We start from the raw sequence: 25,088 nt of genomic DNA, 5'->3' as shown, positions 1-25,088 counted from the left end.
ACGAGCGTTTTACCCGTGGTTCGCCTCGCGGCAACAAGTTCCATGAACTCTTGACGTCATGACGACGACCTGGCGCCTGCGCTTCGAACTCAGCGACAGCCCCGGCGCGCTCGCGCGCGTCACCGTCCGGCTGGCCGCCGCCGACTGCAACGTCCTCGCGCTGCACGTGATCCCCGTGCCTGGCGGGGTGCTCGACGAGATCGTCGTGCGGGCGGCTCCCGGCGTGCTCCCCGCGGACCTCGTCGAGGCGGTGCGCAGCGAGGGAGGCAAGCGCGTCGGCATCACCCGGGCCGACCTGCGCGACCTCGTCGACGAGCCGACCGCCGTGCTGCGCGCCGCACGCATGGCCCTCACCGACCCGGAGCAGACCGGCGACGCACTCCGCCAGGTGCTGGCCGCCGACTCCGTGACGGTCGGCGAGGCCGCCGACGGCCAGGTCCAGCTGGGAGAGTGGGTGGCCCGGCGGGGCTGGGCCCCGTTCACCCAGGTCGAACTCACGCGCGCGCAGGCGTTGCTCGACCTCGTGGACGCGCCGGCGCCCTCGATGCGCGCGGTGCTCAGCGACGACGGCGCGGCACTGGTCCTGCGTCCGGGGTCCGACGTGGACGAGGACGCCGTCGCCGCCCTGCACTCCCGCTGTTCGATGAGGACGATGTTCAACCGCTACCACTCGGGCATGCGCACCGTGCCCCGCCGCTGGCTGCACCGCCTGCTCAACCCGCCGCGCGGCACCACGGTCCTCGCCCAGTGCGGCGACCAGGTCGTGGCACTGGGACAGCTCATCCACACCGGCACACCGGACTGCGCCGAGATCTCGTTGCTGGTCGAGGACGCCTGGCAGCGCCGAGGCGTGGGCGCGGCCCTGCTCGCAGCCCTGGCCTCGGACGCCCGCGCGGCCGGGTTCACGGAACTCGTCGCGTGGTGCCTGCCTTCCGAAACCGCCCTGGTTCGCACCGCCGCACGCGCCGGCCTCGCCACCACGACACGCCGCGAGGACGGCCTGCTCCGAGTTTCGATCACGCCTCGCGTGCGTGCCCTGAAGACGCCGGAAGCCGCGGAGGTCGCCGAAAAACACGATGAACAGCGCGGAAACCCTCCTCGGAGATCCTTTGGGGCTAAGCTGCTTAGCGGATCAAAGGTTTTCATCGAGGAGTGGTGGTGCTCGTGTCCAACCACGCGCGTCCGACGTTGGAAGACGTTGCCGCGAGGGCAGGGGTTTCCCGCGCGACAGCGTCACGGGTGCTGAACGCGTCACCGCGCGTCAGCCCGGAGGCCCTGGAAGCGGTCAACGCCGCGGTGACGGCGCTGGGCTACCAGCCCAACCGCGCCGCGCGAGCGTTGGTCACCCGCCGCACAGGCGCCGTGGCCGTGCTGTTCTCCGAGCCGGAGCCCAAGATCTTCGACGACCCGCACTTCGCGCGCCTGATCCGTGCGGGGGCACGGGCCCTGGCCGACGTCGACGTGCAGATGGTCCTCATGCTGGTGCACTCGCTGGACGACCAGATCCGGGCGCACCGCTTCCTGGCCGGCGGTCACGTCGACGGTGCCCTGGTGTTCGCACCGCACCGCAACGACGAGCTGGTCTCGATCGTGAAGAAGCTGCCGCTGCCGGTCGTGTACGCCGGCAAGCCGTGGGGGTCGTTGCGGGGCATGCACCTCGTGGACAACGACAACGAGGGCGGCGCCGTGCTCGCCACCGAGCACCTGAAGTCCCTCGGCCGCAAGAAGATCGTCCACGTCTCCGGACCCTTGGACGAACTGTCCGCCATAGACCGTCTGAACGGGTTCAAGTCGGCCATGTCGCTGGACGACAAGGGATTGGCTCGGCTCACCGAGGACGGTGGGTTCACCCGCGAAGGTGGGCGCAAGGCCATGTCCTCGTTGCTGGCGCGGGTGCCTGCGCTCGACGCGGTGTTCGTCGCCTCCGACCTGATGGCGGCTGGGGCGTTGGAGACGCTGAACGAGGCTGGGAAGCGGGTTCCCGAGGATGTCGCCGTGGTCGGGTTCGACGATCACGTGGCCATCGCCGAGCACACCTCGCCGCCGTTGACCTCGGTTCGGCAGGATTCTGACGAGCAGGTCAAGGTGATGGTCGAGCACCTGGTGAAGCTGCTTCGGGACGAGACCGTGAAGCGGAAGCAGCAGATGTTGCCCACCGTGTTGGTGCGGCGCGAGTCTGCCTGAGTTTGGGCGCGCCTGTTTCGTAGGTCGTCCCCCTGCTTCGTTGGCGGCCGCCTGTTTGGCATCCGTAGGTGATTGGGTTGCGGGCGTTGCCTTGCGAGACCCGGCCGGGTGGGTGGTTGCCTTGCGGGCGGCTTGCTGTTGCGTTGGTCGTGGCTCCCATGAGGAATGACTGCTCGCCTGCGGCATCGCTTGGAATGACTGTTCGCCTGCGGCATCGCGTGTGGTCGCGGTCTGCAAGCCTCCGCGGTTCCGGTTCCGTCCAGCCGCATCGCGGCCCGACTTCTGTCGGTCGCCGCTGCCTCGTCTCTTAGGACTGTCAGACCTCGCCGCTACCTTGGGACGCGGGGGGTCCCAAACCCGAGGGGACCCCTGCGCGAGCCTGCTCCGACCCGCTAGTTGCCCAGGTTCTTGCAGGTGGGCGGCGGAAGCGGGTTCAACGGGCTGCACGGCCAGCCCGACGAGGACGGCGCCGGCGTCGTCGTTTGCACCGGCGGGGGTGGGGGCTGGGCCGGGTTCGTCGCCGCCGGGGGTGGCGTGGTGGTCTTTTGCGGTTGCTGCGTGCTCGGGGGCGAGCTGGTGGAGCTCGATGGTGCGCTGCTGTTCGCGGGCGAGCTCTCCGTCGAGCTCGGTGGTGTGCTGGGGGTGGACGAGATCCAGGTGGATGCCGGGGTTCTGCTCGGCGGTTCTTCGCCGGACGCTCCGTGGATCGCCATGCCTACCAGCACGCCGAGCAACGCTGACCCGAGCACGGCGGAACCACCTGCGGCCCACAGTGCGCGCACAGCAGTCCTCCTAATGCTCACGGTGTGAAGTCGGGCGATCACGCTCTTCGGCAGATTACCGGCTCGGCCGGTGGCTGGAGAACGCTCGCCTGGATGCCTTATCGGCTCCTTGACGGCCCCGGTTGAGTGATCGCTGTCACTGAACTGTGATGCGGGCAAGTACCAAACTGGCCCCGGAAAGGCCTGCCACCAGCACGGTTCCGGTCAAATGCCACGTCGGAGCGTCACCCGAGCAGGTGAACACCTCGGTGAAGCGTTCCGTGGAGCAGGTGACGAACGGGACCGACGAGAGGGCGATCGAGGCTGCCGCCACGCCGCCCAGCAGTGCGGAGCCGAACGTGCGCATGAGCGGGAACGCGGCGTTGGCCGTGCCCATCGCCGCGATGGCGAAGAGGAGCGGCACGGGTCTGGGGAACAGGCCCGTCAGGGCGCACCCGACCATCAGGACGCCGAGCACGGCCTGGCCGATCCTCGCCTGAGTCGCCACGGCTTGGCACCCTAACAACTCCGTAAGCTCTTTTCGGTCCGGTTTGCGCCAGTATTTTCGGTATGCGCCATCGTCGATTCCTGATTCCCGTCTCAGTTTTCGTGGTCGTCGCCCTCGGGGTCGGGTTGTACCTGTTCCAGCCGTGGCGGTTGTTCACGGTTCGCGAAACTCGTGACGCGCTGATCGTGCCCCCGGCCACTGTTCAGTCGACGACGCAGTCGGCCGTTCAGCCGACTGCGTCGAGTGCTCCCGCGCCCGTTGCGAAAACGCCGAAGGAGGTCGCGGCCGGTGAGTGGCGCTCACTCGAGCACGCGACGACGGGCAAGGCGAGCCTCATCGAACTGCCTGGTGGCGGGTATTCGGTCCAGTTCGCCTCGTTGAACACCAGTGACGGCCCCGACCTGTACGTTTACCTCTCGCCGCACGCGTCGGGCTCGTCCGAGAAGACCTTCGGTCAGGGGTTCACGAGTCTCGGCAAGCTGAAGGGAAATCGTGGCGACCAGGTGTACGCAATTCCGGCAGGTGTGGATGTGTCCACCATTCGGAGTGTCGTCATCTGGTGTCAGAGGTTCAGTGCGGGCTTCGCCGTCGCGCCGCTGGAACAAGCCTGAAACATCAAGACCGGACGGCCCTTTCACCATTGACTTTCCTGGTCTAGACCACATAGCGTCCACGTCGACGCACACAACATCGTCCCTTGCCGGCGGGCGTGCGGAAGCCCCGTTGGCGAGGAGTACGGCTCACTGGGTGGGCCCACTGCGGCGGTGACGCGACTCCAACTCTCCCCGGAGCCGCGTCACCGCCGGTGGCGTTTACTGTGGGTCGTGCACACCAGGACAGTGGCGATCCACTACGTGCGCGCGGCGCTCCGCGCGTGCCCGGAACCGTCCGTCGTCCTGCTCGGTGCGGGCATCCCCCAGAGCCTCCTCGCGGACGACCGTGCGCGCGTCACGCCCGCGCAGTACACGAAGTTCATCCAGACGCTCTGGGAAGTCCTCGACGACGAGTTCATGGGCTTCGGGCCGCGGCCGTCGAAGCGCGGCACGTTCGCGATGATGTGCCTGCTCGCCGTGCACTGCCCGGACCTCGAGTCGGCGCTCAAGCGCGGTCTGGCGTTCTACGCGCTCTTCGACGAGCCGCTGGAGCTGGCGCTCGACGGCGGCCGCTTCACACTCCACGTGCCCGGTGACCCCGACCACTTCCTCACCGAGTCGCTTCTCGTGCTGTGGCACCGCTTCTCGTCGTGGCTCATCGGCCGCCGCATTCCGTTGCAGGGGGCCGAGTTCGGCTATCCGGAACCGGCGCACGCCGCCGAGTACCACCTGATCTTCGGGTGCCCGCTGCGGTTCGGCGGGCCCGCCACCACGATCGCGTTCGACCCGAAGTTCCTGCGCATGCCCGTGGTGCAGGACGAGGCGGCGCTGAAGCGGTTCCTGCGGCACTCGCCGGCGGACCTGTTGTCCCGCCGCGACCACGGCGCGGACACGTCGGGCCACGTGCGGCGGCTGCTCGGGCGCGGGGTGACCGGGCTGGAGGCCGTGGCGGCGCAGCTCGGGGTGTCGGCGCCGACGTTGCGCCGGAGGCTGGCGGCCGAGGGGACGTCGTTCCGCGAGGTGCGCGAGCAGCTGCTGCGCGACCAGGCGGTGGCCTCGCTGGTGCGGGGCGGGGAGTCGGTCGAGGAGTTGGCGCTGCGCCTCGGGTTCTCCGAGGCGAGCGCCTTCCACCGGGCCTTCAAGCGGTGGACCGGGTCCTCACCCGGCTCCTACCGCGCCTAGAACCTGTCGCGCTCCCGCAGTGATGCGGGCGGGCGGAACCGTTCCCCGTACGTGTCGGCGAGGTAGTCCGCGCGCTCCACGAACGCCTGCACTCCGTAGGAGTTGATGAACTGCAGCGTGCCACCGCTCCACGGCGCGAACCCGAACCCGAAGATCGAGCCGATGTTCGCGTCCGCCACGGACGTCAGCACGCCCTCGTCCAGGCACCGCACGGTCTCCAGCGACTGCACGAACAGCAGCCGGTCCCGCACGTCCTGCTCGGACACGCCGGCGTCGGCCTTCGCGTACCGGGTGGTGAGCTCGGGCCACAGGAACTTCCTGCCGCCCTCCGGGTACTCGTAGAAACCCGAGCCGGTCGACTTGCCGCTGCGGCCCAGCGACACCATCTCGCGGATGAGGTCGTAGGCCGGGCTCTCCGACACCAGTGACGGGTCGTCGGCGAGCGTCTGGTCGTGGATCTTCAGCTGCAGCGACAGCGTCACCTCGTCCGACACCGCCAGCGGGCCGACAGCCATGCCGGACTTCTTCGCCACGTTCTCGATCAACGCCGGTGCGACGCCCTCGGCCAGCATGGTGATCGCCTCGATCACGTACGTGCCGAACGTGCGCGAGGTGTAGAAGCCGCGCGAGTCGTTGACCACGATCGGCGTCTTGCCGATCTGCCGCACGTAGTCGAGCGCGCGCTGCAGCGTCTCCTCGGACGTCTTCTCGCCGCGGATGATCTCCACGAGCCGCATCTTCGGCACGGGCGAGAAGAAGTGCAGGCCGATGAACCGCTCCGGCGCCGTGACCGCCGACGCGAGGCCGGTGATCGGCAGCGTCGAGGTGTTGGACGCGATCACCGCGTCCGGCAGCGCCTTCTCCTCGGCCGCGGGCAGCACCTTGTTCTTGAGCTCGCGGTTCTCGAAGACGGCCTCGATGATCAGGTCGCAGCCCGCGAGGTCGTCGTCGGAGTCGGTCGGCGTGATGCCTTCCAGACCCTGAGCGCCCTTCTGGGCACCTTCGAGGCTGACGTCCTTCAGGACGACCTCGATGCCCGCTTTCGCGGACACCTCGGCGATTCCGGCGCCCATCATGCCCGCGCCCAGCACACCGAGCTTGGCCACGCGTCGTCCCGTGGCCGACGCACGGCCGTTGACCTCGTTGAGGTTGAACCAGAACGCTGTGATCATGTTCTTGGAGACCTGGCCGGAAGCCAGTTCCACGAAGTAGCGGCCCTCGATCTTCAGCGCCGTGTCGAAGTCGACGTAGGCACCCTCGACGGCCGTCGCCATGATCTTCTCCGGCGCCGGGTACACGCCGTGCGACTTCTTGCTCAGCACGGCCGGAGCCGCCGCGAGCAGGCCGTAGCTGTTGGGGTCGCCGAACTTCAGGTCCGGCACGCCCGCGCCCTGCACGTCCCACGGCTGCGACGGCGCCGGGTTCTCCTTGATCCACGCACGGGCCTCGGAGATCAGCTCCTCGCGCGTGTCCACGACCTGGTGCACGATTCCGGCCTGCAGCGCGCGTTCCGGCCGCAGCTGCTTGCCCTCCATGAGCAACGGCAACGCCTTCTGCACGCCCAGCAGGCGCACCATGCGCGTGACGCCACCACCGCCGGGCAGCAGGCCCAGCGTCGCCTCGGGCAGGCCGACGCGGATGCTGTTGTCGTTCACCAGGATCCGGCGGTGCGAGGCCAGCGCGATCTCGAACCCGCCGCCGAGCGCGGTCCCGTTGATCGCCGCCACGACCGGCTTGCCGAGCTTCTCCAGCCGCCGCAGCTGCGACTTGAGCTCCTCGACGCCTTCCAGCGCCCGCGAGGCGTTCTCCGGCGTGATCGCGATCAGGACGTTCAGGTCGCCACCGGCGAAGAACGTCTTCTTGGCGGACGTGATGATCACGCCGGTGATGTCGTCGCCTTCGAGCTTGGAGACGGCGTCGCCCATCAGCTCGCGGTACTCGTCGTTCATCACGTTGGCGGAGCCGGACATGTCCATCGTCAGGGTGACGACGCCGTCCTCGTCCTTGTCGTAGTGGAACGGCATGCCTCAGACCCTCTCGATGATCGTCGCGATACCCATGCCGCCGCCCACGCACAACGTGGCGAGCCCGCGGCGCAGGTCCCGGCGCTCCAGCTCGTCCAGCAGCGTGCCCAGGATCATGCAGCCGGTGGCGCCCAGCGGGTGGCCCAGCGCGATCGCGCCGCCGTTGACGTTGACCTTGTCCTCGGGGATGTCCATGTCCCGCAGGAACTTCAGCACGACCGACGAGAACGCCTCGTTGACCTCGAACAGGTCGATGTCCTCGACCGAGAGCCCCGCCTTGTCGAGCGCCTTGCGCGCGGACGGAGCCGGTCCGGTGAGCATGATCGTCGGCTCGGTGCCCACGACGGCGACGGACACGATCCGGGCGCGCGGGGTCAGGCCGAGAGCCTTGCCCGTCGCCGCCGAACCGATCAGCATCGCCGCGGCGCCGTCGACGATCTGCGACGAGTTGCCGGGCGTGTGCACGTGGCTGATGCGCTCGACGGTGGGGTAGCGGTCGATCGCGACGGTGTCGTAGCCGAGGTCGCCGTGGAACTGGAAGCTGGGCTTCAGCCGGCCCAGCGACTCCACGGTGGACTCGGGACGGATCGTCTCGTCCTCCTTGAGCACCACCGTGCCGTTCTGGTCGACGACCGGCACGACGGACCGCTCGAACCGGCCGTCCTTCTGCGCCTCGAACGCGCGGGCGTGCGACCGGGCGGCCCACGCGTCGACGTCCGTGCGGGAGAAGCCCTCCAGCGTCGCGATCAGGTCGGCCGACACGCCCTGCGGCACGAACGACAGGTCGAAGTTCGTCTGCGGGTCGATCGCCCAGGCACCACCGTCGGAGCCCATCGGCACGCGCGACATCGACTCGACGCCGCCCGCCACCACCAGGTCCTCGAACCCGGACGCGACCTTGGCCGCGGCGAGGTTCACCGACTCGAGGCCGGACGCGCAGAACCGGTTGAGCTGCACCCCGGCCGGGCGCTGGTCCCACCCGGCGGCCAGCACCGCGGTGCGGGCGATGTCGCCGCCCTGCTCACCGAGCGGGGACACCACGCCGAACACGACGTCGTCCACCGCGGAGGTGTCGAGGGAGTTGCGTTCGGACAGCGCGCGCAGCACACCGGCGGCCAGTTCGACGGGCTTGACGCTGTGCAGCGACCCGCGCTTTCCCTTGCCGCGCGGCGTGCGCACCGCGTCGAAGATCAAGGCTTCGCTCATGGCACCACGCTAGGCCCGCGTGTGAGAGCTGGCCATGACCGTGAAGGGTGACCGATTAGCTCACCCGGAACTCCATGTGCTCGGGTTCTTCGGCGTCGACGAACCCCAGTCGCCCGTAGAGGCGTCGCGCGGGCGCGTTGTGGTCGTACACGCGCAGTCGCACGATCTTCCAGCCCTCGTCCACTGCCCACGTCAGGACCGTCCTGACCAGGACTTCTCCGACCCCTCGGCCGCGATGGGAGTCCCGCACCCACATCGAGTAGAGGTAGAGGCCCTCGGGTGTCGCGCTCGCGGCGACCAGGGCGACCGGACGGGGGTCGAGCGCGACGAGCTTCAGGCCCTCCGCCGCACGCGCACGCCAGTCGTCGTCGCTGTACTTCTGCTCGCGGGCCAGCGTGGAGCCGAACTCCTCGGGGTCGCTCGCCAATGCGTCCAGGCGGGTGTCGCGCCAGAGCTCCCAATCGCCGGGCGTGACCTGGTGGATCTGCATACCCGTCAGTCTGTACGACCGGGGTGGGAATTTCGCTCAGTTTTTCCGGGCTGCGCAGGCGCGGCGGTCATGGCGTGGATCACCGCCCGGTGGTTTCGTGGACCGCATGGCAGAGCGTCGATCGCGGTGGATGGACAGTGACCTGGACCAGTTGCGCCAGCTCGCACGCACGTTCTTCGAAAAGGAGGTCACACCGCACGTCGAGCGCTTCGCCGAGCAGAAGCAGGTCGACCGCGAACTGTGGCGAAAGGCCGGTGAGCTCGGCCTGCTGTGCCTGAGCATCCCGGAGGAGTACGGCGGCGGTGGCGGCACCTTCGCGCATGAGGCCGTGTTGCTGGAGGAGCAGGCACGGGCCGGCGACAGCGCGTGGGGCAACAGCGTCCACAGCGGCATCGTGGCGCACTACCTCAACTCCTACGGCTCCGAGGAGCAGAAGCAGCGCTGGCTGCCCAAGCTCGCGTCCGGCGAGTACGTCGGCGCGATCGCGATGACCGAGCCCGGCGCGGGCTCCGACCTGCAGGGCATCCGGACGAAGGCGATCAGGGACGGCGACGAGTACGTCATCAACGGCTCGAAGACGTTCATCACCAACGGCGTGCACGCCGACCTGGTGATCGTCGTGGCCAAGACCGACCCGGCGCAGGGCGCCCAGGGCATCTCGCTGCTCGTCGTCGAGAACGACATCCGGCGCGGCCGCGTGCTCGACAAGGTCGGCATGAAGGGCCAGGACACCGCCGAGCTGTTCTTCGACGACGTCCGCGTGCCCGCCTCGAACCTCCTCGGGGACTCCGAGGGGCTCGGGTTCATCCAGCTCATGCAGCAGCTGCCGCAGGAACGGCTGATCATCGGCGTCTGCTGCATCGCGGGCATCGAGGCGGCCGTGGGCGTGACGCTCGAGTACGTGAAGGAGCGCACGGCGTTCGGCAAGGAGCTGATGAAGTTCCAGAACACCCGGTTCAAGCTCGCCGAGTGCGCCACGGAGGCGGCGGTGACCAGGGCGTTCATCGACGAGTGCGTCGAGAAGCACCTGAAGGGCGAGCTGGACATCCCGACCGCGGCGATGGCGAAGTGGTGGGCCAGCGACCGGCTGGGCAAGGTCGTCGACGAGTGCGTGCAGCTGTTCGGCGGCTACGGCTACATGAACGAGTACCCGATCGCGCGTGCCTGGTCCGACGCCCGCGTGCAGCGGATCTACGGCGGGACGAACGAGATCATGAAGGAAATCATCGCGAGGTCCCTGTGACCACTCCTTCTGGGACCGGGCCTCTCGCCGGCCTTCGCGTCGTCGAGCTCGCCGGCCTCGCGCCCGCGCCGTTCGGCTGCATGGTGCTCGCCGACCTCGGCGCGGACGTGATCCAGGTGCACAAGCCGGGGAGCGTGCAGACGATCCCCGGCGACTTCCTCGGCCGCGGCCGGCGCTCGATCGCGATCGACACCCGCAAGCCGGAAGGCGCCGAGCTGGTCCTGGGTCTCGTCGAGCGCTCGGACGTGCTGATCGAGGGCTTCCGGCCGGGCGTCACCGAACGGCTGGGCATCGGCCCGGCGCAGTGCCTCGCCCGCAACCCGCGCCTTGTGTACGGACGCATGACCGGCTGGGGCCAGGACGGGCCCCTGGCCGACCGCGCGGGCCACGACATCAACTACATCGCCGTCGCGGGTGCCCTGGAGCCCCTCGGCCAGGCCGGCGGGCCGCCGTCGTTCCCGATCAACCTGCTCGGCGACTTCGGCGGGGGAGGGCTGCTGCTGGCCCTCGGCGTGCTCGCGGCACTGTACGAACGCGAGCGCTCAGGCCGTGGCCAAGTGGTGGACGCCGCCATGGTCGACGGGGCGGCGTTGCTGACGACGTTCCTGCACGGGATGCGGTCCGCGGGCATGTGGTCAGGCGGGCGCGGCGAGAACATGCTCGACGGTGGAGTGCCGTTCTACGACGTCTACGAGGCCGCCGACGGGAAGTACGTCGCGATCGGCGCGCTGGAGGAGAAGTTCTACGCGGACCTCGTGCGGGTGCTGGGCCTGGAGGACGCACCCTCGCGCAACGATCCGGCGAACTGGCCTGAGCTGCGGGAACGCATCGCGGCGGCGGTCAAGACCCGGCCGCGGGACGAGTGGGCCGACCTCGCGCGGGACACGGACGCGTGCCTGGCGCCGGTGCTGACCCCTGCCGAGGCGGCACGGCATCCGTACAACGAGGCGCGCTCCACTTTCGTGGACGTGTCCGGTTCGCGGCATCCGGCGCCGGCGCCTCGTTTCGACCGCACTCCCGCGGCCGTTCCCACGGCTCCGGTTCCGGCCGGGACGAACACCGGGGAAGTGCTTGCCGACATGGGTGTGGCGGATGCCCGGATTATGGAACTGCGGCGGTCTGGAGTAATTGGATGAATGTTCGGGTGCGCATTAATAACGCCACGAGGGCGTGACGGTGCGTGATGGGGGACGATCGGCATCCGGGTGAGGGCCGGTGCAACAGTCTCTCTTCCAAGCTGTGGGATGCGAGGGGGTCGTGTTTCACCTCGTGCCCAGGACATCGGCGCTGTTGACGCCCGTCTTTAGCCGCCATTCGGGTGACGTTGGCCGCTGTGCAGGCGTGCGCCGCTGGCAGAACCTGGGAGGAGTTTGGCGTGGTCGTTGTTCATCGCAAGGGTGAATGAGGGACCATGACGGGTGACACGGGCGGTCCGCCGCCCGACCTGTGAACCACACGGACGGAGAGGTACCTGTGAACCTCAAGAAGGTGCTAGTGCTGGCGGGCGTCGCGCTGGTGCTGTTCCTCCTGATCACCCGGCCGGAAGAGTCCGCTTCGGCGGTCCAGACGGCTCTCGGCTGGCTGCGGGAGGGCGCGGAGTCGATCATCACCTTCATCAGGAGCCTCTTCGGGACGGCGACCCCTCTGAGCTAGTGACAGCCGGTGATCCTCGGCCATCTGCGTTGAGCCGGATGGGTGGAATGAGGCCAATCACGCACTGGTAACGGGTGTTCTGGGGATTCAGGGTCTGGCGATTGTCAGACCTACCGAATACCTTCCGCTGCAATGGCCGATCCCCGACCGACGAGGAGGCACATATGGTCGAGGACTCCGGGGTCCACGAGCTGTTGCAGCAGTGGGCGGCTGAACGGTCTGATGACGCAGAGATGCAGGAGGTGAACCGGATCAAGAACGCATGGCTCGCGGAGGCTCCCCCCTCGGCGCCAGGCATCCCCGTGCAGCGGGGAGGCAGGAGCGGGCCGCGTGGCTTGGTCAAGGTCGACTCGGCGGATCCGGCCTACGTGGCCGCGATGCGCAAGCGGGCGCCGGAGGCACCCGAGGCACTGCTCGCCGCCGCGGCGAGCTACTGGCAGCTGGTGGGCGACGTCGCCGAAGCCGAGCAGTGGTGGGACGCGGGCATCAGCCCGTTGGACCAGCGCGCGCTCGACTACCGCGCCGCCGGCCTCTCTCCTGCCGACCTCGGTCGGCGCCTGGGACCGATGACGGTTCTCCAGCACCTCCGCCGCGGTTCTGCCGCAGCCTGGTGCGTCGCACGTCTGCAGAGGCAGCGCCGGGACGGCGTGGCGTAGTGGGAAACGGGCTCTCGGAGGCGGGAGCCCCGTAACCACACACCTCGAAGGGCGGCCTCCTGTCAGGAGGCCTCACCCAAGTAGTGTGGAGGTCGTGCGCGGCCTCCTTACCCCCCAACGAGTGTTGATCGCGTTCGCCTGTCTGGCGGCGCTGATCGTCTGTTGCGGGCTCGCGTACTGGCAGTGGCAGCGCTTCGAGTCCGCCAGCGGCACGTTCCAGAACCTCGGGTACGTGCTCCAGTGGCCGCTCTTCGGCCTCTTCCCCCTCTTCATGGTGTGGCGTTTCCGCCGTTTGGTGCGCCAGAACCGTGACGCGGATCTCGCAGCCGAGCCGGTTGCGCCCGCCCCCAAGCCGGTAGCTACCGTTGACGCCGTCAAACCCGCGCCTGTCGAGCACTTCGACGATGAAGAAGACGCGGAGCTCGCGGCCTACAACCGCATGCTCGCGGACCTCAACGCGCGGGACGGTCGTTGAGCGAAGGCGGGCAGATGAAGGGTGCGTTGACCCGGTTCAGGGTCATGGCTTACGTGGTCGGAGTCTTCCTGCTGCTCCTGGTCGTGGCCATGGTGCTCAAGTACGCCGCGGACATGGACGGCGCGATGAAGGTCGTCGGCCCGATCCACGGCTTCCTCTACGCCATCTACCTGGTGATTTCCGTCGACCTGGCGCTGAAGCTGCGCTGGTCGATCAAGGGCACCGCGCTGGTGCTGGTCGCCGGCACGATCCCGTTCCTGTCCTTCTGGGCGGAGCGCAAGGTGGTCGAGAAGACTGCGCAGGGCGTCCCGCTGTGACGTTTGGCCTGCTAGCGTCTGGGGCTGACAACTGAACACGGCCGTCGATGTCGCGCGGGAGAGTCCCCTTGAGTGGGGACACCGTAGGAGCAACTCCTCCCCGGAATCTCTCAGGTACAGGTACCGCCCGACGAAGGCAACTCTGAAAAGCAGGCTCATCAGCAGCCTCGCCCACGGTGCAAGCCGCGCTCCGCGCGGTGAAGCTCTCAGGCTCATGACAGAGGGGGAGGCTCGCTCTAGTGAGGAGTCTCCGATGGACCGTGTCATTCTTCTGATGCCTCAGCCGGCCGCGTCCGGCTCTTCGGCGCACCCTGGAGGAGCGTTCTGATGTCCCGCCTCACGCCTCTGAACGCCGAGCACGAGCAGCTCGGCGCGATGTTCACCGACTTCGCGGGCTGGCGGATGCCGCTGCGCTACTCGTCCGAACTCGCGGAGCACCACGCGGTGCGCACTACCGCGGGCCTGTTCGACCTCACGCACATGGGTGAGATCGTCCTGACCGGACCGCAGGCCGGTGAGGCCCTCGACTACGCGCTGGTCGGCCACATCTCGGCACTGGCCGTCGGCAAGGCGCGCTACACGATGATCACGCAGGCCGACGGCGGCGTGATCGACGACCTGATCGTGTACCGCCTGGGAGACCAGGAGTTCATGGTCGTCGCGAACGCCTCGAACGCCCTCGTCGTCGCCGAGGCCCTGGTCGAGCGCGCAGCCGGGTTCGACACCGTCGTGACGGACAAGTCGACCGACTACGCGCTGATCGCGATCCAGGGCCCGAAGTCGGTCGAGATCCTCTCCGGCCTGACCGACACCGACCTGTCGACGGTCAAGTACTACGCCTCGTACCCGTCCACCGTGGCCGGTGTCGAGGCGCTGCTCGCCCGCACCGGGTACACCGGCGAGGAGGGCTTCGAGCTCTTCGTCGCGCCCGCCGACGCACCCGCCGTCTGGGCGGCGTTGCTGGGGGCCGGCGAGGCGCACGAGCTCAAGCCGTGCGGTCTCGGCTGCCGCGACACGTTGCGTCTCGAAGCCGGGATGCCCCTGTACGGCAACGAACTCACGACGTCGCTGACGCCCTACAACGCGAACCTGGGCCGCGTCGTGAAGCTCGACAAGCCCGGCGACTTCGTGGGTCGCGACGCGCTGACCAAGGTCGCCGAGTCCGGGGTGGACTCGGTCCTGGTCGGACTGAAGACCCCTGAGCGCCGCGCCCCGCGCCACGGTTACGCGGTGCTCGACGGCGACGAGGTCGTGGGCGAGGTGACGTCGGGCGCGCTGTCCCCGACCCTCGGCTACTCCGTCGCCATGGCCTACGTGTCGAAGGCCAGTGCCGAGCCCGGCACCTCACTGCTGGTGGACGTCCGCGGCAAGAAGCAGCCGGTCGAGGTCGTCGCACTTCCGTTCTACAAGCGCGCCAAGTAGGGAGATCCTCCAGATGTCCGACCAGTTCAACGCTTCCCTCGCGGAGTACGACCCCGAGGTGGCCGAGGCCGTTGCGGCCGAGCTGGCTCGCCAGCAGGGCACGCTCGAGATGATCGCCTCGGAGAACTTCACGCCCGTCTCGGTGCTGCAGGCCCAGGGCTCCGTGCTCACCAACAAGTACGCGGAGGGCTACCCCGGCCGCCGCTACTACGGCGGCTGCGAGCACGTGGACGTCGTCGAGCGCCTCGCCATCGAGCGCATCAAGGCGCTCTTCGGTGCCGGCTTCGCGAACGTCCAGCCGCACTCGGGCGCGCAGGCCAACGCGGCCGCGATGTTCGCACTGCTCGAGCCCGGCGACACGATCCTGGGCCTGGACCTCGCGCACGGCGGCCACCTGACGCACGGCATGCGGATCAACTTCTCCGGCAAGCTCTACAACGTCGTGCCGTACCACGTCGCGGACTCGGACGGCCGCGTCGACATGGCCGAGGTCGAGCGCCTGGCGCAGGAGCACCGGCCGAAGCTGATCGTCGCCGGCTGGTCCGCCTACCCACGCCAGCTGGACTTCGCCGAGTTCCGCCGCATCGCGGACTCGGTCGAGGCCTACCTGATGGTCGACATGGCGCACTTCGCCGGCCTCGTCGCCGCCGACCTGCACCCGTCGCCCGTGCCGCACGCGCACGTCACGACGACCACGACCCACAAGACCCTCGGCGGTCCCCGTGGCGGCGTGATCCTGTCGAACGACGCGGCCATCGCCAAGAAGATCAACTCGGCGGTGTTCCCCGGTCAGCAGGGCGGCCCGCTGGAGCACGTGATCGCGGCCAAGGCGGTGGCGTTCAAGCACGCCGCCTCGCCGGAGTTCGCGGACCGCCAGCGCCGCACGCTCGAGGGCGCGCGGATCCTGGCCGAGCGCCTGTCGCAGGCGGACGTCGCCGCGGCCGGCGTGAAGGTGCTGACCGGTGGCACGGACGTGCACCTCGTCCTCGTCGACCTGGTGAACTCCGAGCTGGACGGCAAGCAGGCCGAGGACGTGCTGCACCAGATCGGCATCACGGTCAACCGCAACGCCGTTCCGAACGACCCGCGGCCGCCGATGGTCACGTCCGGTCTGCGGGTCGGCACGCCGGCGCTCGCGACCCGCGGGTTCGGCGAGGTGGACTTCACCGAGGTCGCCGACGTGATCGCGGAGGCCCTGAAGCCGGGCGCGGCGATCGACGAGCTGCGTGCGCGCGTCGAGGTGCTGGCGGCGAAGCACCCGCTGTACTCCACGCTCTGACGCTGAACGACGAGGGGCGCCACCGGATTTCCGGTGGCGCCCCTTGCGTTGGTGACCCGGGAGCGAAACGACGGGAACCCCGGCCCCTTCCCCAGGGCCGGGGTTTCACCACGTCAGGGTGATGTGTGTTTCAGATGGACCGTCCTAATAGGATGCTGTGGGGTTAGGCAGCGGGTGCCGTGACGCCAGGGGGCAGGCATTCCACGTTGCGCTTGCCGTCAGGCTGGATCACGTACCAGGTACCGCCGACGCCCTGGCCCTTCCAGGCGCCCGGCTTCGGGTCCTGCGAGTACGTGTAGAGAGCCCAGCCGTCGATGGCGACCTGCTTCTTGCCGTCAGCGCGCGTGATCAGCGAGACGAGCTTCGCGTCGACACCTTCGACCTGCGGGATCGTTTCCGAGATCAGCGGCGGCCAGGTGACCGCGCACTGGTTGTTGCAGTTCGACTTGCCTTCGGGCTTCGGGGTGTCCTTGTCGAAGCGGTACAGGGTGCGGCCATCGCCGTCCTGAACCACGAGGCCCATCTTGTCGACGGGCTTGCCGACCAGCTTCAACGTGCTGACCGGGGCTGCTGCGGGGGGCTGCGCGGCCGGGGGCTGCGCTGCCGGAACTTCCGGGGCCTGCTGCTGGACAGGGGCTTCGGGGGCCTGCGCGGGCTCCTGGAGTACCGGGGGCTGACCCACGTCGCCGTAGTCACCGAGGACGCCCAGGTCGGTTTCGGTTTGTGCCACCGGCTTGGAGTTCGTGCCACTGCCAGTGGCGCTCCAGACACCCAGACCCAGCACAACTGCCAGTCCCGCGGCGAGCCCGATGGCAATGCGGTTACGTCGGATCACACTCATGTCCTCCTCGTCCATCCGTTCGCTCTATCCAGGCCATACGGCCCCGGTTGCGTCTCGGTTCAGAAACGAACCGAACCTCCTCCCGTCTCGAACGTCTGGCGGAGCCAGGTAACGCAGGAGGTGCAGTGTGGTCGTCGCTGGTCAGCTGGCAGGAATGGCCGAGCGGGTGCTGGGTGCGGCGTTGCCGATCGGATTTCGGGCGTGGGACGGAAGTGTCGCCGGGCCGCAGGACGGCACGGTGGTCGTGATCCGCTCGCGCGACGCGTTGCGGCGGCTCGTGTGGAGTCCGAACGAGCTGGGGCTCGCCCGCGCATACGTGAGCGGCGAGCTCGACGTCGAGGGTGACCTCGCGACCGGTCTCTCGCAGATCTGGGGGCTCGTGCGGCGGGGCGTCACCCGCCGGCCGCGGCTCTCGGAGGTCGCGAAGCTCGCGTTGCGGCTGAAGGTGCTGGGACCCAACCCGGACGCGCCGAAGGAGGAAGCCCGGCTGCGGGGCGCGCTGCACACCAAGAGCCGCGACCGCGATGCCATTTCGCACCACTACGATCTGAGCAACGACTTCTACCGGCTCGTCCTCGACCCGAGCATGGCCTACTCGTGCGCGTACTTCACGTCCGAGGACGAGCCGCTCGCGCAGGCGCAGCACAACAAGCTGGACCTCGTGTGCCGCAAGCTCGGCCTGGAGCCGGGCATGCGCCTGCTCGACGTCGGCTGCGGCTGGGGTTCGATGATCATCCACGCCGCGAAGCACTACGGCGTGCACGCGACCGGGGTGACGATCTCCGCCCAGCAACGCGAGCACATCCTCGGCCGGATCGAGGCCGAAGGGCTGACCGGCCGGGTCGAGGTGCGGTTGCAGGACTACCGCGAGGTGCGCGACGAGCCGTTCGACGCGATCTCCACGATCGAGATGGGCGAGCACGTCGGCGAGGGCAACTACCCCGAGTACGCCTCGACGCTGCACCGGCTGCTCAAGCCCGAGGGCCGCCTGCTGCTGCAACAGATGTCGCGCGGACACAACGCACCCGGCGGCGGTGCGTTCATCGAGTCGTACGTCGCGCCGGACATGCACATGCGGCCGGTCAGTGCCACCACCGGCTTCCTCGAAGGCGCCGGCCTGGAGATCCGCGACGTGCACGCGTTGCGCGAGCACTACGTGTGGACGGTGCGAGCATGGGCGCAGACCCTGGAAGAGCGCTGGGACGAGGTCGTCGCCCTGGTGGGCGAGGGACAGGCGCGCGTCTGGCGGCTGTACCTGGCCGGCGGCGCGCTGACGTTCGAGGAGGGCCGGATGGGCGTGGACCAGATCCTCGCGGTGCGCAGGAGCGAGAACGGCCGCAGCGGCATGCCGCGCGTGCGTCGTGAGCTGGTGTCCAGGTGAGCTTCCTGATCAGCCTCGTCGTGGTGCTGGCGCTGCTCAGCGGACTGTTCCTGTACGCGGACTCCCGCAAGCGCTACGACCTGATCGACTCCGTGTGGGGCCCCGGTTTCGCCGTGATCGCCGTGATCACGTTGCTGTTCGCGGAGGGCGAACCGACTCGGCAGTGGGTCGTCACCGCCCTGACCGTGGTGTGGGGCGTACGCCTGGGCGTGCACATCCACTCGCGCAACAGGGGCAAGGACGAAGATCCGCGCTATCAGGACATTTTGAGGCGTGCCAAGGGAAACCCGCGCCTGCGGATGTACCGCGTCTACCTGCTCCAGGCCGTGCTGATGTGGATCGTGTCGCTGCCCGTCCAGGCCGCGCAGCACCTTTCGGCCCCTTTCGGAGTGCTGGATTGGCTGGGCACTGGCGTGTGGGTGGTCGGCTTCGTCTTCGAGGCCGTGGGTGACTGGCAGCTCTCCCGGTTCCGTGCGGACCCGGCGAACAAGGGCGCTGTGATGGACCGCGGTTTGTGGCGCTACACAAGGCATCCGAACTACTTCGGCGACTCCGTCGTGTGGTGGGGCCTGTACCTGTTCGCGTTGCACTCGTGGCTCGCCGCGCTCACGATCATCGGTCCGGTGGTCATGACGTGGCTGCTCGCGAAGGGCAGCGGCAAGCCGTTGCTGGAGAAGGACATCGTGTCGCGCCGTCCCGGTTATGCCGAGTACGTGCGGCGCACCAGTGGCTTCTTCCCGCTGCCTCCGAAGAGTCGCGTGGGGTAGCGGACGGGGTTGGGCGCGCGGTGGCGCGGGACTGCCGTTCGAGGCCTGGCCGTCGCGACGCAGCGCAGCAGGCCGCGGTTCGTGCCTTCGGCTTCGCGTCCACAACCCTCTTCGGATCTGTATCGCGGCAGGCAGCGCACGTCACAGCGCCCGTACGGCGCGGGTGCGCGGGTTAGTGTTGGAGCGTGGGCAACGACATCTCCTTCCCGCGCCAACAGGCGCGCACCCAGCGGTTCACCGTCGGCGCACCGAGGACCTTCGCGGTGTCGGCGGACGGCGCACGTGTCTTCTTCCTGCGCCCGGCCACGGCCACAAGCCGTGCGAACGGGCTCTGGGAACTGGACACGGCCACCGGCGTCGAACGGCTGCTCGTCGATCCGGCGACGCTGCTGTCCGATCCGGAGGACCTGCCCGCGGAGGAGAAGGCGCGCCGCGAGCGCACGCGTGAGTCCGGTGCGGGCATCGTCGGGTACGCGCTCTCCCGGGACGCCTCGGTGGCCTCGTTCGCGCTGTCCGGACGACTGTTCGTGGCCGACCTGGTGAGCGGTACCGCCCGTGAGCTGCCGACCCGGGGTGGCGTCGTCGACCCGCGCGTCGACCCGACCGGGCGGCGTGTGGCGTACGTCACGAACGGCACGATGCGCGTGGTCGAGCTGAGTTCGGGTGAGGACTACGCGGTCGCCGAGCCGGACGGCGAGGACGTGACGTTCGGCCTCGCCGAGTTCATCGCGGCCGAGGAGATGTCGCGCTACCGCGGCTACTGGTGGGAGCCGAACGGCGACCGCCTCATCGCCGCGCGCGTGAACAACGCACCGGTGCAGCGCTGGTACATCGCCGACCCGGCGAACCCCGGCACCGCCGCCACCGAGATCGCCTACCCGGCGGCCGGTACGGCCAACGCCACCGTGTCGCTGCACGTGGTGTCGCTCGACAGCACCTTCGTCCCGGTGCTGCTGGAGTTCGACTACCTCAACGACGTGCACTGGTCGTCCGGCGGCGCTCCGCTGATCACGACGCAGACCCGCGACCAGCGCACCCGCCGGATCCACACGCTGTCCCCGGACACCGGCGCCGTCACGGAGCTCGCGGCCGAGACCGATCCGACGTGGCTCGAGGTCAGCGACGGCGCTCCGGCGTGGACCCCGGACGGCCGTCTCGTGCGGATCGTGGGGGAGGGCGACGAGTACGCACTCCAGGTGGGCGACGAGGTCGTGACCTCGGGCCTGCAGGTGCGCCGGGTGCTCGACATCACCGACGACTCGATCCTCGTGGCCGCCTCCGCCGGCGACCCGACGCAGGTGCACGTCTACTCGGTCGGCGCCAGCGTCGAAAAACTGTCCTCTGAGGACGGTGTGCACTCCGCGGTTCGCGGCGGTGACACGGTTGTCCTCGTATCGGCCACTTTGGACTGGTTCGGCGCGCGGGTGCGAGTCGGTGACCACGTCATCGAGTCGTGGGCGGACACGCCGGTCCTCAAGGCGTCCCCGCGCATGCTGACCCTCGGCGAACGTTCCCTCCGCGCCGCGCTCCTGCTGCCCACCGGTCACGTCCCGGGCACCAAGCTCCCGGTGCTGATGGACCCGTACGGCGGCCCGCACGCCCAGCGCGTCGTGTCGGCCCAGAACGCCTTCCTGGCCTCGCAGTGGCTGGCGGACCAGGGCTTCGCGGTCCTCGTCGCCGACGGCCGCGGCACCCCGGGCCGGGGCCTCGCCTGGGAACGCGCGATCGCGTTCGACTTCGCCGGTGCCACCCTGGAAGACCAGGTGGACGCCCTGCACGCGGCCGCCGCGCTCGAACCGGACCTCGACCTCACCCGAGTGGCGATCCGGGGCTGGTCCTACGGCGGCTACCTGAGCGCCCTGGCCGTCCTGCGCCGCCCGGACGTCTTCCACGCGGGCATCGCCGGCGCCCCGGTGACCGACTGGCGTCTCTACGACACCCACTACACCGAGCGCTACCTGGGCCACCCCGACGACAGGCCCGAGGTCTACGACTCGAACTCGCTCATCGCCGACGCGGACAAGCTCTCCCGCCCGCTGATGATCATCCACGGCCTGGCCGACGACAACGTGGTGGCCGCGCACACCCTGCGCCTGTCGAGCGCCCTGCTCGCCGCCGGCCGCCCGCACACCGTGCTGCCGCTCTCGGGCGTCACGCACATGACCCCGCAGGAACAGGTGGCGGAGAACCTCCTCCTGCTGCAGGTCGAGTTCCTCAAGCAGTCGCTCGCCTAGCACGAACAGCGAAAGGGGCGCTTCCCGCAACGGGAAGCGCCCCTTTCGACAAGCCTGCGATCAGGCCAGCGACTGCCGCACCCGGTACGGCGGGATGCTGTTGCCCACCAGCGCCAGGTCGTCGATCGTTTCCGGCTCGTAGCCGGCCGTCTTCAACCGCTCGACCATCAGCGCGGTCGGGTCCTCGACGACGTCCGCGCGGCCGAACAGGTACGCCCACTCGTGCTCGTCCGAGCCGTAGTAGGCGACGGTGTCGAACACCTCGTTGAACCGCTGCCAGGAGCGGATCAGCGTGGTGTTGCGCCACATCGTCTGGCAACCGGACTGGTTGACGACGACGCCGCCGGGACGCAGCAGGGCCTTGCACATGCGCAGGAAGTCCGCGCCGTACAGGCGGTTGTGCTGCGCCTCCTCCTCGCGCTCGTCGGGCAGGTCCACCAGCACGATGTCGTACTTCTCCGACGTCGTGCGGATGTACTCGAACCCGTCGATGTACTGCACGCGGATCGGACCGTCGCCCTTCTCGGCGGCGGCCAGCTCCTCGGTCGTGTAGCCGTACGGGAGGTGCTCCGCGCACAGCTTCACGGCCTGCTCGTCGATGTCGATGTGGTCGACGACGGTCGCACCGTGCTGGACGGCCATCTGGCACACGACGCCCTCGGAGGAGCCGATGACCAGCACGCGCTCGACGGTGTCGGCCAGCAGCAGCGCCGGCACCATCAGGGCCTCGTGGTAGGTCAGCTGGCTGAACTCCGTCGACTGGCGGTCGTCGTCGCAGAACAGCGACAACCCCTGCGCCGTTCGGGCGATCACCAGGTGCTGGAAGTCGGTCTTGGTGTCGACCAGCACCTCGTCCACCTGCCAGTGGCGGGTCATGCCATCGGCGAGCGGCTCGTTGATCGTGTTCACGCGACATGCTCCTTGACGCCACGAGTGACGAGGTCCGTGCTCACGTGAGCAGCGCCCAGAGCGTCAGCGAGTAGCTGGACGGCCAGCGCGGGCTTCGCACGAGTACCGCAGGTGAAGACGTCGACGAACACCGAACCCACTTCGGGATAGGTGTGGATCGACGCATGGGACTCCGAGAGCAGGGCGAGCACGGTGACTCCTTGGGGATCGAACTTCTTGGAGATCACCTCCAGAACGGTTGCGTCGGCCTGCGTGAGAACCTCACCGAGGGCGTGCTTGAGGAACTGCTCGTCGTCGAGCAGATCGGCACTCACACCCGAAAGCTCTGCAAGTACGTGCTGTCCCGCGAACAAACCGACGGTCTCCTCGGTCTGACAGGGCGCTTCGGACATCAATCACTCCAAACTATGTGAATTGCAGACGGGCTTAGATGCAGTACGTGGCCAACGGCGGGAAGCCGTTGAAGCACACGGACGAATAGGAGGACGTGTAGGCGCCCGCGTGGAGGATGTCCACGTGATCGCCCGCCTGCAGGTCCAGCGGCAGGTCGTAGCGGGTGTGCTGGTAGATCACGTCGTCCGCGTCGCACGTCGGGCCCGCCAGCACGATCGGGCCTGCCGGGCCACCGTCGCGCGAGGTGCGCAGCCGGTACGCGATCGCCTCGCCCTCGGTCTCGGCGAGGCCCTGGTAGCGACCGATGTCGACGTAGACCCAGCGGCGTTCGTCCGAATAGGACTTCCGCGACACCAGCACGACGGAGGAACGGATCATGCCCGCCTCGGCGGAGATCGCCCGGCCGGGCTCGATCATCACCCTGGGGCGAGCGGTGCCGAAGTGCCGGGCGACCGAGGCCTCGATGGCGGTGGCGAAGGCCTCCAGGGACGGCGTGGCCTCCTGGTAGACGGCAGGGAGCCCGCCGCCGAGGTTCACCGTCGACGTCTCGATGCCCTCCGCGCGCAGCTTCGCGGCGATCAGCGCCGCGTCGGCGATGCCGGAGTCCCAGCCCTCGACGGAGAGCTGCTGCGAGCCCGCGTGGAACGCGACGCCGAGAGGAACGAGACCCAGTTCGTGCGCCAGCCGCAAGAGATCCGTCGCCATCTCCGGATCGCAACCGAACTTGTTGCCGAACGGGTACGTGGAACCCTTGCTGTGGACAAGGATCCGCACCAGCACGGACGAACCGGGCGCGTGGGAAGCGACGAAACGGACGTCCTGCTCGCTGTCCGACACGAACATCCGCACGCCGCGGGAGTACGCGTACGCGATGTCCGCGGCCTTCTTGATGGGGTTGCTGTAGGAGATCGACGACGGCTCGGCGCCACGCTCCAGGCACAGGTCGATCTCCGCGGGCGACGCCACGTCGAAGTGCGAACCCTCCGCGACCAGCGTGCCGACCACGTCGGACTCCGGGTTGGACTTCACCGCGTAGAAGATGTCGATGGACGGCAGTGCCGCGCGAATCGCCTGGTAGCGCGCGCGAATCGTCTCGAGGTCGATCACCAGACATGGTGTCGACGGGTTCTCCTGGTCCAGGAAACGCCGAATACGAGCCTCTGCCTCGTTGCGCCGATCAACGGCGAAGCTCTCGGTCATTTCCCCAGGGGTCCCCCTTCATCCGCCTCGCGTTCCGTACGCGGGCACGGCCGTCCACTCTACGGCCTGGACACCGAAAGTGCGCAAGCCAGTCCAGGCGAGTGTGATTTACCCAGCAGAACGCAGCTCGATCATCGTGATGTCCGGAGGCGCGCCCACGCGCACCGGCGGGCCCCAGAAACCCGCGCCACGACTGGTGTAGAGCCAGGTGCCGTCCACCTTCGACAGCCCGGCCGTGCTGGGTTGCTGCAGCGGCACGAGGAAGTTGAACGGGACCATCTGTCCGCCGTGTGTATGGCCGGACAACTGGAGGTCGACGCCGCGTGAAGACGCGTCGGCCACCTGCACGGGCTGGTGTGACAGCAGGACTACGGGGTTGTTGCGATCTCGTCCGGAGAGGGCGCGGTCGAAGTCCGGTCCGTCGTTGTAAGACTTGCCGGTGACGTCGTTCACACCCACGACCTCGATGCCGCCGGCGACCGTCAAACCCTCGTTGCGCAAGGGGTTCACGCCGAGCCTGTCGAGCTCCGCGATCCACTGTTCGTGTCCGGAGAAGTACTCGTGGTTGCCTGTCACGAAGAAGCTGCCGTGCTTGGACACCAGGTCCCGCAACGGTGCCGCGGCCTCGCCCAGCTCGGCGACCGTGCCGTCCACCAGGTCACCGACGATCGCGACGACGTCCGCTTCCTGCTCGTTGATCATCCGCACGATCCGCTCGGTGTGCGAGCGCCCGAGCAGGGGGCCGAGGTGGATGTCGCTCACGACCGCGATCCGGAAGCCCGACAGCGACGGCCGCAGCTTGTCCAGCGTCACCGGCACGTTCAGCAGCTGCGGGTCGCCCAGCGCCTGCGTCATGCCGTAGCCGACGACCCCGCCCGCCGCGATGCCGGAGCCGATCGCCACGGAGCGCGAGATGAACAGCCGCCGTGACGGGTCCGGCACGATCTCGGCCGGTTCGGCGGGCGCGGGACCGGCGGCGACGGGCACCGGCGCCAGCGTGGCGCGCTTGAGCAGGATCCGGCGCGGCACCTCCGCGACGCCGAGCGCGATCGCCAGGTAGAAGAGCACCGCGAGCCAGATGAACCCGGGCCAGGCGAAGAACTTCCCGTACTCCGGCGGCACCCTGCGCGTCACGACCAGCGCGCTCATCAGCATCAGGAACGCGGCGGCGATCGCCACCGCTCCGACGCGGCGCCCGAGCGTGCGGGGCAGCGTCGTGTCCACGACCAGCCGCCGCCACAGGTACAGATGGCCCAAGGCGACGGGGACGCCGAGGAGCAAAAGGAAAATCACGACATCAGTATGCGTTTCCAGAACTTCGTGCAACCCGCCAGGCCCCAGGTGGCGTGACTAACCCGGCACCGCAGACA

General features: G+C 68.8%; 25 protein-coding genes and 2 riboswitches. Of the genes, 16 read left to right on the top strand and 9 right to left on the bottom strand.

Annotation, left to right across the window (positions count from 1 at the left end; translation table 11 throughout):
* Positions 1-58: 58 nt before the first annotated feature.
* The 3 genes from DFR72_RS20880 to DFR72_RS20870 all read left to right on the top strand — a co-directional run bounded on the left by DFR72_RS20880 (position 59) and on the right by DFR72_RS20870 (position 2,994).
* Positions 59-1,246: a GNAT family N-acetyltransferase gene (locus DFR72_RS20880; protein WP_090067600.1), complete on the top strand. Its 1,188-nt coding sequence runs from the start codon at positions 59-61 to the stop codon at positions 1,244-1,246.
* Positions 1,156-2,184, top strand: coding sequence for a LacI family DNA-binding transcriptional regulator (locus tag DFR72_RS20875; protein ID WP_425459902.1), 1,029 nt, complete (start codon positions 1,156-1,158; stop codon positions 2,182-2,184). Before DFR72_RS20880 ends, DFR72_RS20875 begins: the two co-directional genes overlap by 91 nt.
* 414 nt (positions 2,185-2,598) lie before the next feature.
* Positions 2,599-2,994 carry a hypothetical protein gene (locus DFR72_RS20870; RefSeq protein WP_090067602.1) on the top strand — a complete coding sequence of 132 codons (396 nt, stop codon included), beginning with the start codon at positions 2,599-2,601 and terminating at the stop codon, positions 2,992-2,994.
* Positions 2,995-3,102: 108 nt separating this feature from the next.
* Here the strand turns inward: DFR72_RS20870 and DFR72_RS20865 are convergent, their stop codons facing one another.
* Positions 3,103-3,453 (bottom strand): hypothetical protein, encoded by a 351-nt coding sequence (locus DFR72_RS20865; RefSeq protein WP_090067603.1) that lies wholly within the window; start codon positions 3,451-3,453, stop codon positions 3,103-3,105.
* Between the two features lie 62 nt (positions 3,454-3,515).
* On the opposite strand from DFR72_RS20865, the gene DFR72_RS20860 reads away from it, so the two are divergent.
* Both DFR72_RS20860 and DFR72_RS20855 read left to right on the top strand, forming a co-directional pair.
* On the top strand, positions 3,516-4,064 hold the full coding sequence (locus tag DFR72_RS20860; protein WP_090067605.1) for a DM13 domain-containing protein: 549 nt from the start codon (positions 3,516-3,518) through the stop codon (positions 4,062-4,064).
* A 213-nt stretch (positions 4,065-4,277) separates the two neighbouring features.
* Positions 4,278-5,228, top strand: coding sequence for an AraC family transcriptional regulator (locus tag DFR72_RS20855; protein ID WP_090067606.1), 951 nt, complete (start codon positions 4,278-4,280; stop codon positions 5,226-5,228).
* On the opposite strand, the gene DFR72_RS20850 is transcribed toward DFR72_RS20855, so the two are convergent.
* From DFR72_RS20850 to DFR72_RS20840, 3 genes are read right to left on the bottom strand one after another with little or no spacing between them, the layout of a single operon-like run.
* Entirely contained in the window at positions 5,225-7,252 is a 2,028-nt protein-coding gene (locus DFR72_RS20850; RefSeq protein ID WP_090067608.1) for a 3-hydroxyacyl-CoA dehydrogenase NAD-binding domain-containing protein, read from the bottom strand. The two genes, DFR72_RS20855 and DFR72_RS20850, sit on opposite strands and share 4 nt — an antisense overlap.
* A gap of 3 nt (positions 7,253-7,255) precedes the next feature.
* A complete protein-coding gene (locus DFR72_RS20845; RefSeq protein WP_030476972.1) occupies positions 7,256-8,458 on the bottom strand; it encodes an acetyl-CoA C-acetyltransferase in 1,203 nt (400 codons plus the stop codon).
* 55 nt (positions 8,459-8,513) lie between these two features.
* Positions 8,514-8,948, bottom strand: coding sequence for a GNAT family N-acetyltransferase (locus DFR72_RS20840; protein WP_090067610.1), 435 nt, complete (start codon positions 8,946-8,948; stop codon positions 8,514-8,516).
* A gap of 106 nt (positions 8,949-9,054) precedes the next feature.
* Between DFR72_RS20840 and DFR72_RS20835 the strand changes: the two genes are divergently transcribed.
* The 8 genes from DFR72_RS20835 to glyA all read left to right on the top strand — a co-directional run bounded on the left by DFR72_RS20835 (position 9,055) and on the right by glyA (position 15,993).
* On the top strand, positions 9,055-10,191 hold the full coding sequence (locus tag DFR72_RS20835) for an acyl-CoA dehydrogenase family protein (protein ID WP_090067612.1): 1,137 nt from the start codon (positions 9,055-9,057) through the stop codon (positions 10,189-10,191).
* Entirely contained in the window at positions 10,188-11,327 is a 1,140-nt protein-coding gene (locus tag DFR72_RS20830; protein ID WP_090067614.1) for a CaiB/BaiF CoA transferase family protein, read from the top strand. The genes DFR72_RS20835 and DFR72_RS20830 overlap by 4 nt, the downstream gene beginning before the upstream one ends.
* A 337-nt stretch (positions 11,328-11,664) precedes the next feature.
* Positions 11,665-11,844, top strand: a complete 180-nt coding sequence (locus DFR72_RS20825; protein ID WP_177224597.1) for a hypothetical protein — start codon at positions 11,665-11,667, stop codon at positions 11,842-11,844.
* A gap of 164 nt (positions 11,845-12,008) precedes the next feature.
* On the top strand, positions 12,009-12,500 hold the full coding sequence (locus tag DFR72_RS20820) for a hypothetical protein (protein ID WP_065916950.1): 492 nt from the start codon (positions 12,009-12,011) through the stop codon (positions 12,498-12,500).
* 121 nt (positions 12,501-12,621) lie between these two features.
* Positions 12,622-12,975, top strand: coding sequence for a hypothetical protein (locus DFR72_RS20815; RefSeq protein WP_245983237.1), 354 nt, complete (start codon positions 12,622-12,624; stop codon positions 12,973-12,975).
* Between the two features lie 14 nt (positions 12,976-12,989).
* Positions 12,990-13,292, top strand: coding sequence for a DUF3817 domain-containing protein (locus tag DFR72_RS20810; protein WP_090067618.1), 303 nt, complete (start codon positions 12,990-12,992; stop codon positions 13,290-13,292).
* Positions 13,293-13,337: 45 nt separating this feature from the next.
* Positions 13,338-13,428: riboswitch (glycine riboswitch) on the top strand.
* Position 13,429: 1 nt separating this feature from the next.
* Positions 13,430-13,520: riboswitch (glycine riboswitch) on the top strand.
* Positions 13,521-13,619: 99 nt separating this feature from the next.
* Entirely contained in the window at positions 13,620-14,714 is a 1,095-nt protein-coding gene (gene gcvT / locus DFR72_RS20805; RefSeq protein WP_090067620.1) for a glycine cleavage system aminomethyltransferase GcvT, read from the top strand.
* 13 nt (positions 14,715-14,727) lie between these two features.
* Positions 14,728-15,993: a serine hydroxymethyltransferase gene (glyA, locus tag DFR72_RS20800; protein WP_090067622.1), complete on the top strand. Its 1,266-nt coding sequence runs from the start codon at positions 14,728-14,730 to the stop codon at positions 15,991-15,993.
* A gap of 163 nt (positions 15,994-16,156) precedes the next feature.
* Here glyA and DFR72_RS20795 read toward each other — a convergent pair whose 3' ends face one another.
* On the bottom strand, positions 16,157-16,849 hold the full coding sequence (locus DFR72_RS20795) for a COG4315 family predicted lipoprotein (protein ID WP_245983235.1): 693 nt from the start codon (positions 16,847-16,849) through the stop codon (positions 16,157-16,159).
* A 139-nt stretch (positions 16,850-16,988) separates the two neighbouring features.
* Here DFR72_RS20795 and DFR72_RS20790 point away from each other — a divergent pair, with 139 nt between their 5' ends.
* From DFR72_RS20790 to DFR72_RS20780, 3 genes are all read left to right on the top strand, one after another.
* Positions 16,989-18,215 (top strand): SAM-dependent methyltransferase, encoded by a 1,227-nt coding sequence (locus DFR72_RS20790; protein ID WP_090067624.1) that lies wholly within the window; start codon positions 16,989-16,991, stop codon positions 18,213-18,215.
* 5 nt (positions 18,216-18,220) lie between these two features.
* Positions 18,221-18,982, top strand: a complete 762-nt coding sequence (locus tag DFR72_RS20785; protein WP_090067995.1) for a DUF1295 domain-containing protein — start codon at positions 18,221-18,223, stop codon at positions 18,980-18,982.
* 185 nt (positions 18,983-19,167) lie between these two features.
* The gene (locus DFR72_RS20780; RefSeq protein ID WP_090067626.1) at positions 19,168-21,216 is read left to right on the top strand and encodes a S9 family peptidase; all 2,049 of its coding nucleotides are present in this window, start codon (positions 19,168-19,170) and stop codon (positions 21,214-21,216) included.
* A 60-nt stretch (positions 21,217-21,276) separates the two neighbouring features.
* Here the strand turns inward: DFR72_RS20780 and DFR72_RS20775 are convergent, their stop codons facing one another.
* From DFR72_RS20775 to DFR72_RS20760, 4 genes are all read right to left on the bottom strand, one after another.
* Positions 21,277-22,092 (bottom strand): spermidine synthase, encoded by an 816-nt coding sequence (locus DFR72_RS20775; RefSeq protein WP_090067997.1) that lies wholly within the window; start codon positions 22,090-22,092, stop codon positions 21,277-21,279.
* Between the two features lie 29 nt (positions 22,093-22,121).
* Positions 22,122-22,517 (bottom strand): adenosylmethionine decarboxylase, encoded by a 396-nt coding sequence (gene speD, locus DFR72_RS20770; protein ID WP_030476957.1) that lies wholly within the window; start codon positions 22,515-22,517, stop codon positions 22,122-22,124.
* A 34-nt stretch (positions 22,518-22,551) separates the two neighbouring features.
* On the bottom strand, positions 22,552-23,718 hold the full coding sequence (locus DFR72_RS20765; RefSeq protein ID WP_090067628.1) for a type III PLP-dependent enzyme: 1,167 nt from the start codon (positions 23,716-23,718) through the stop codon (positions 22,552-22,554).
* Between the two features lie 108 nt (positions 23,719-23,826).
* A complete protein-coding gene (locus DFR72_RS20760; RefSeq protein WP_342768661.1) occupies positions 23,827-25,011 on the bottom strand; it encodes a metallophosphoesterase in 1,185 nt (394 codons plus the stop codon).
* Positions 25,012-25,088: the final 77 nt, after the last annotated feature.

The organism is Lentzea flaviverrucosa (genome assembly GCF_003350445.1).
Lineage (GTDB): Bacteria > Actinomycetota > Actinomycetes > Mycobacteriales > Pseudonocardiaceae > Lentzea > Lentzea californiensis.
The sequence above is the reverse complement of the archived record's forward strand: the minus strand, read 5'-3'. Positions and strand labels throughout refer to the sequence as shown.

Excerpts from the sequence above, each read along its gene's own strand:
- DFR72_RS20880 (WP_090067600.1), top strand. The coding sequence starts at position 59 with ATGACGACGACCTGGCGCCTGCGCTTCGAACTCAGCGACAGCCCCGGC.
- DFR72_RS20860 (WP_090067605.1), top strand. The coding sequence starts at position 3,516 with ATGCGCCATCGTCGATTCCTGATTCCCGTCTCAGTTTTCGTGGTCGTC.
- DFR72_RS20850 (WP_090067608.1), bottom strand. The coding sequence starts at position 7,252 with ATGCCGTTCCACTACGACAAGGACGAGGACGGCGTCGTCACCCTGACG.
- DFR72_RS20845 (WP_030476972.1), bottom strand. The coding sequence starts at position 8,458 with ATGAGCGAAGCCTTGATCTTCGACGCGGTGCGCACGCCGCGCGGCAAG.
- DFR72_RS20840 (WP_090067610.1), bottom strand. The coding sequence starts at position 8,948 with ATGCAGATCCACCAGGTCACGCCCGGCGATTGGGAGCTCTGGCGCGAC.
- DFR72_RS20835 (WP_090067612.1), top strand. The coding sequence starts at position 9,055 with ATGGCAGAGCGTCGATCGCGGTGGATGGACAGTGACCTGGACCAGTTG.
- DFR72_RS20820 (WP_065916950.1), top strand. The coding sequence starts at position 12,009 with ATGGTCGAGGACTCCGGGGTCCACGAGCTGTTGCAGCAGTGGGCGGCT.
- DFR72_RS20810 (WP_090067618.1), top strand. The coding sequence starts at position 12,990 with ATGAAGGGTGCGTTGACCCGGTTCAGGGTCATGGCTTACGTGGTCGGA.
- gcvT (WP_090067620.1), top strand. The coding sequence starts at position 13,620 with ATGTCCCGCCTCACGCCTCTGAACGCCGAGCACGAGCAGCTCGGCGCG.
- glyA (WP_090067622.1), top strand. The coding sequence starts at position 14,728 with ATGTCCGACCAGTTCAACGCTTCCCTCGCGGAGTACGACCCCGAGGTG.
- DFR72_RS20795 (WP_245983235.1), bottom strand. The coding sequence starts at position 16,849 with ATGGACGAGGAGGACATGAGTGTGATCCGACGTAACCGCATTGCCATC.
- DFR72_RS20790 (WP_090067624.1), top strand. The coding sequence starts at position 16,989 with ATGGCCGAGCGGGTGCTGGGTGCGGCGTTGCCGATCGGATTTCGGGCG.
- DFR72_RS20775 (WP_090067997.1), bottom strand. The coding sequence starts at position 22,092 with ATGACCCGCCACTGGCAGGTGGACGAGGTGCTGGTCGACACCAAGACC.
- speD (WP_030476957.1), bottom strand. The coding sequence starts at position 22,517 with ATGTCCGAAGCGCCCTGTCAGACCGAGGAGACCGTCGGTTTGTTCGCG.
- DFR72_RS20765 (WP_090067628.1), bottom strand. The coding sequence starts at position 23,718 with ATGACCGAGAGCTTCGCCGTTGATCGGCGCAACGAGGCAGAGGCTCGT.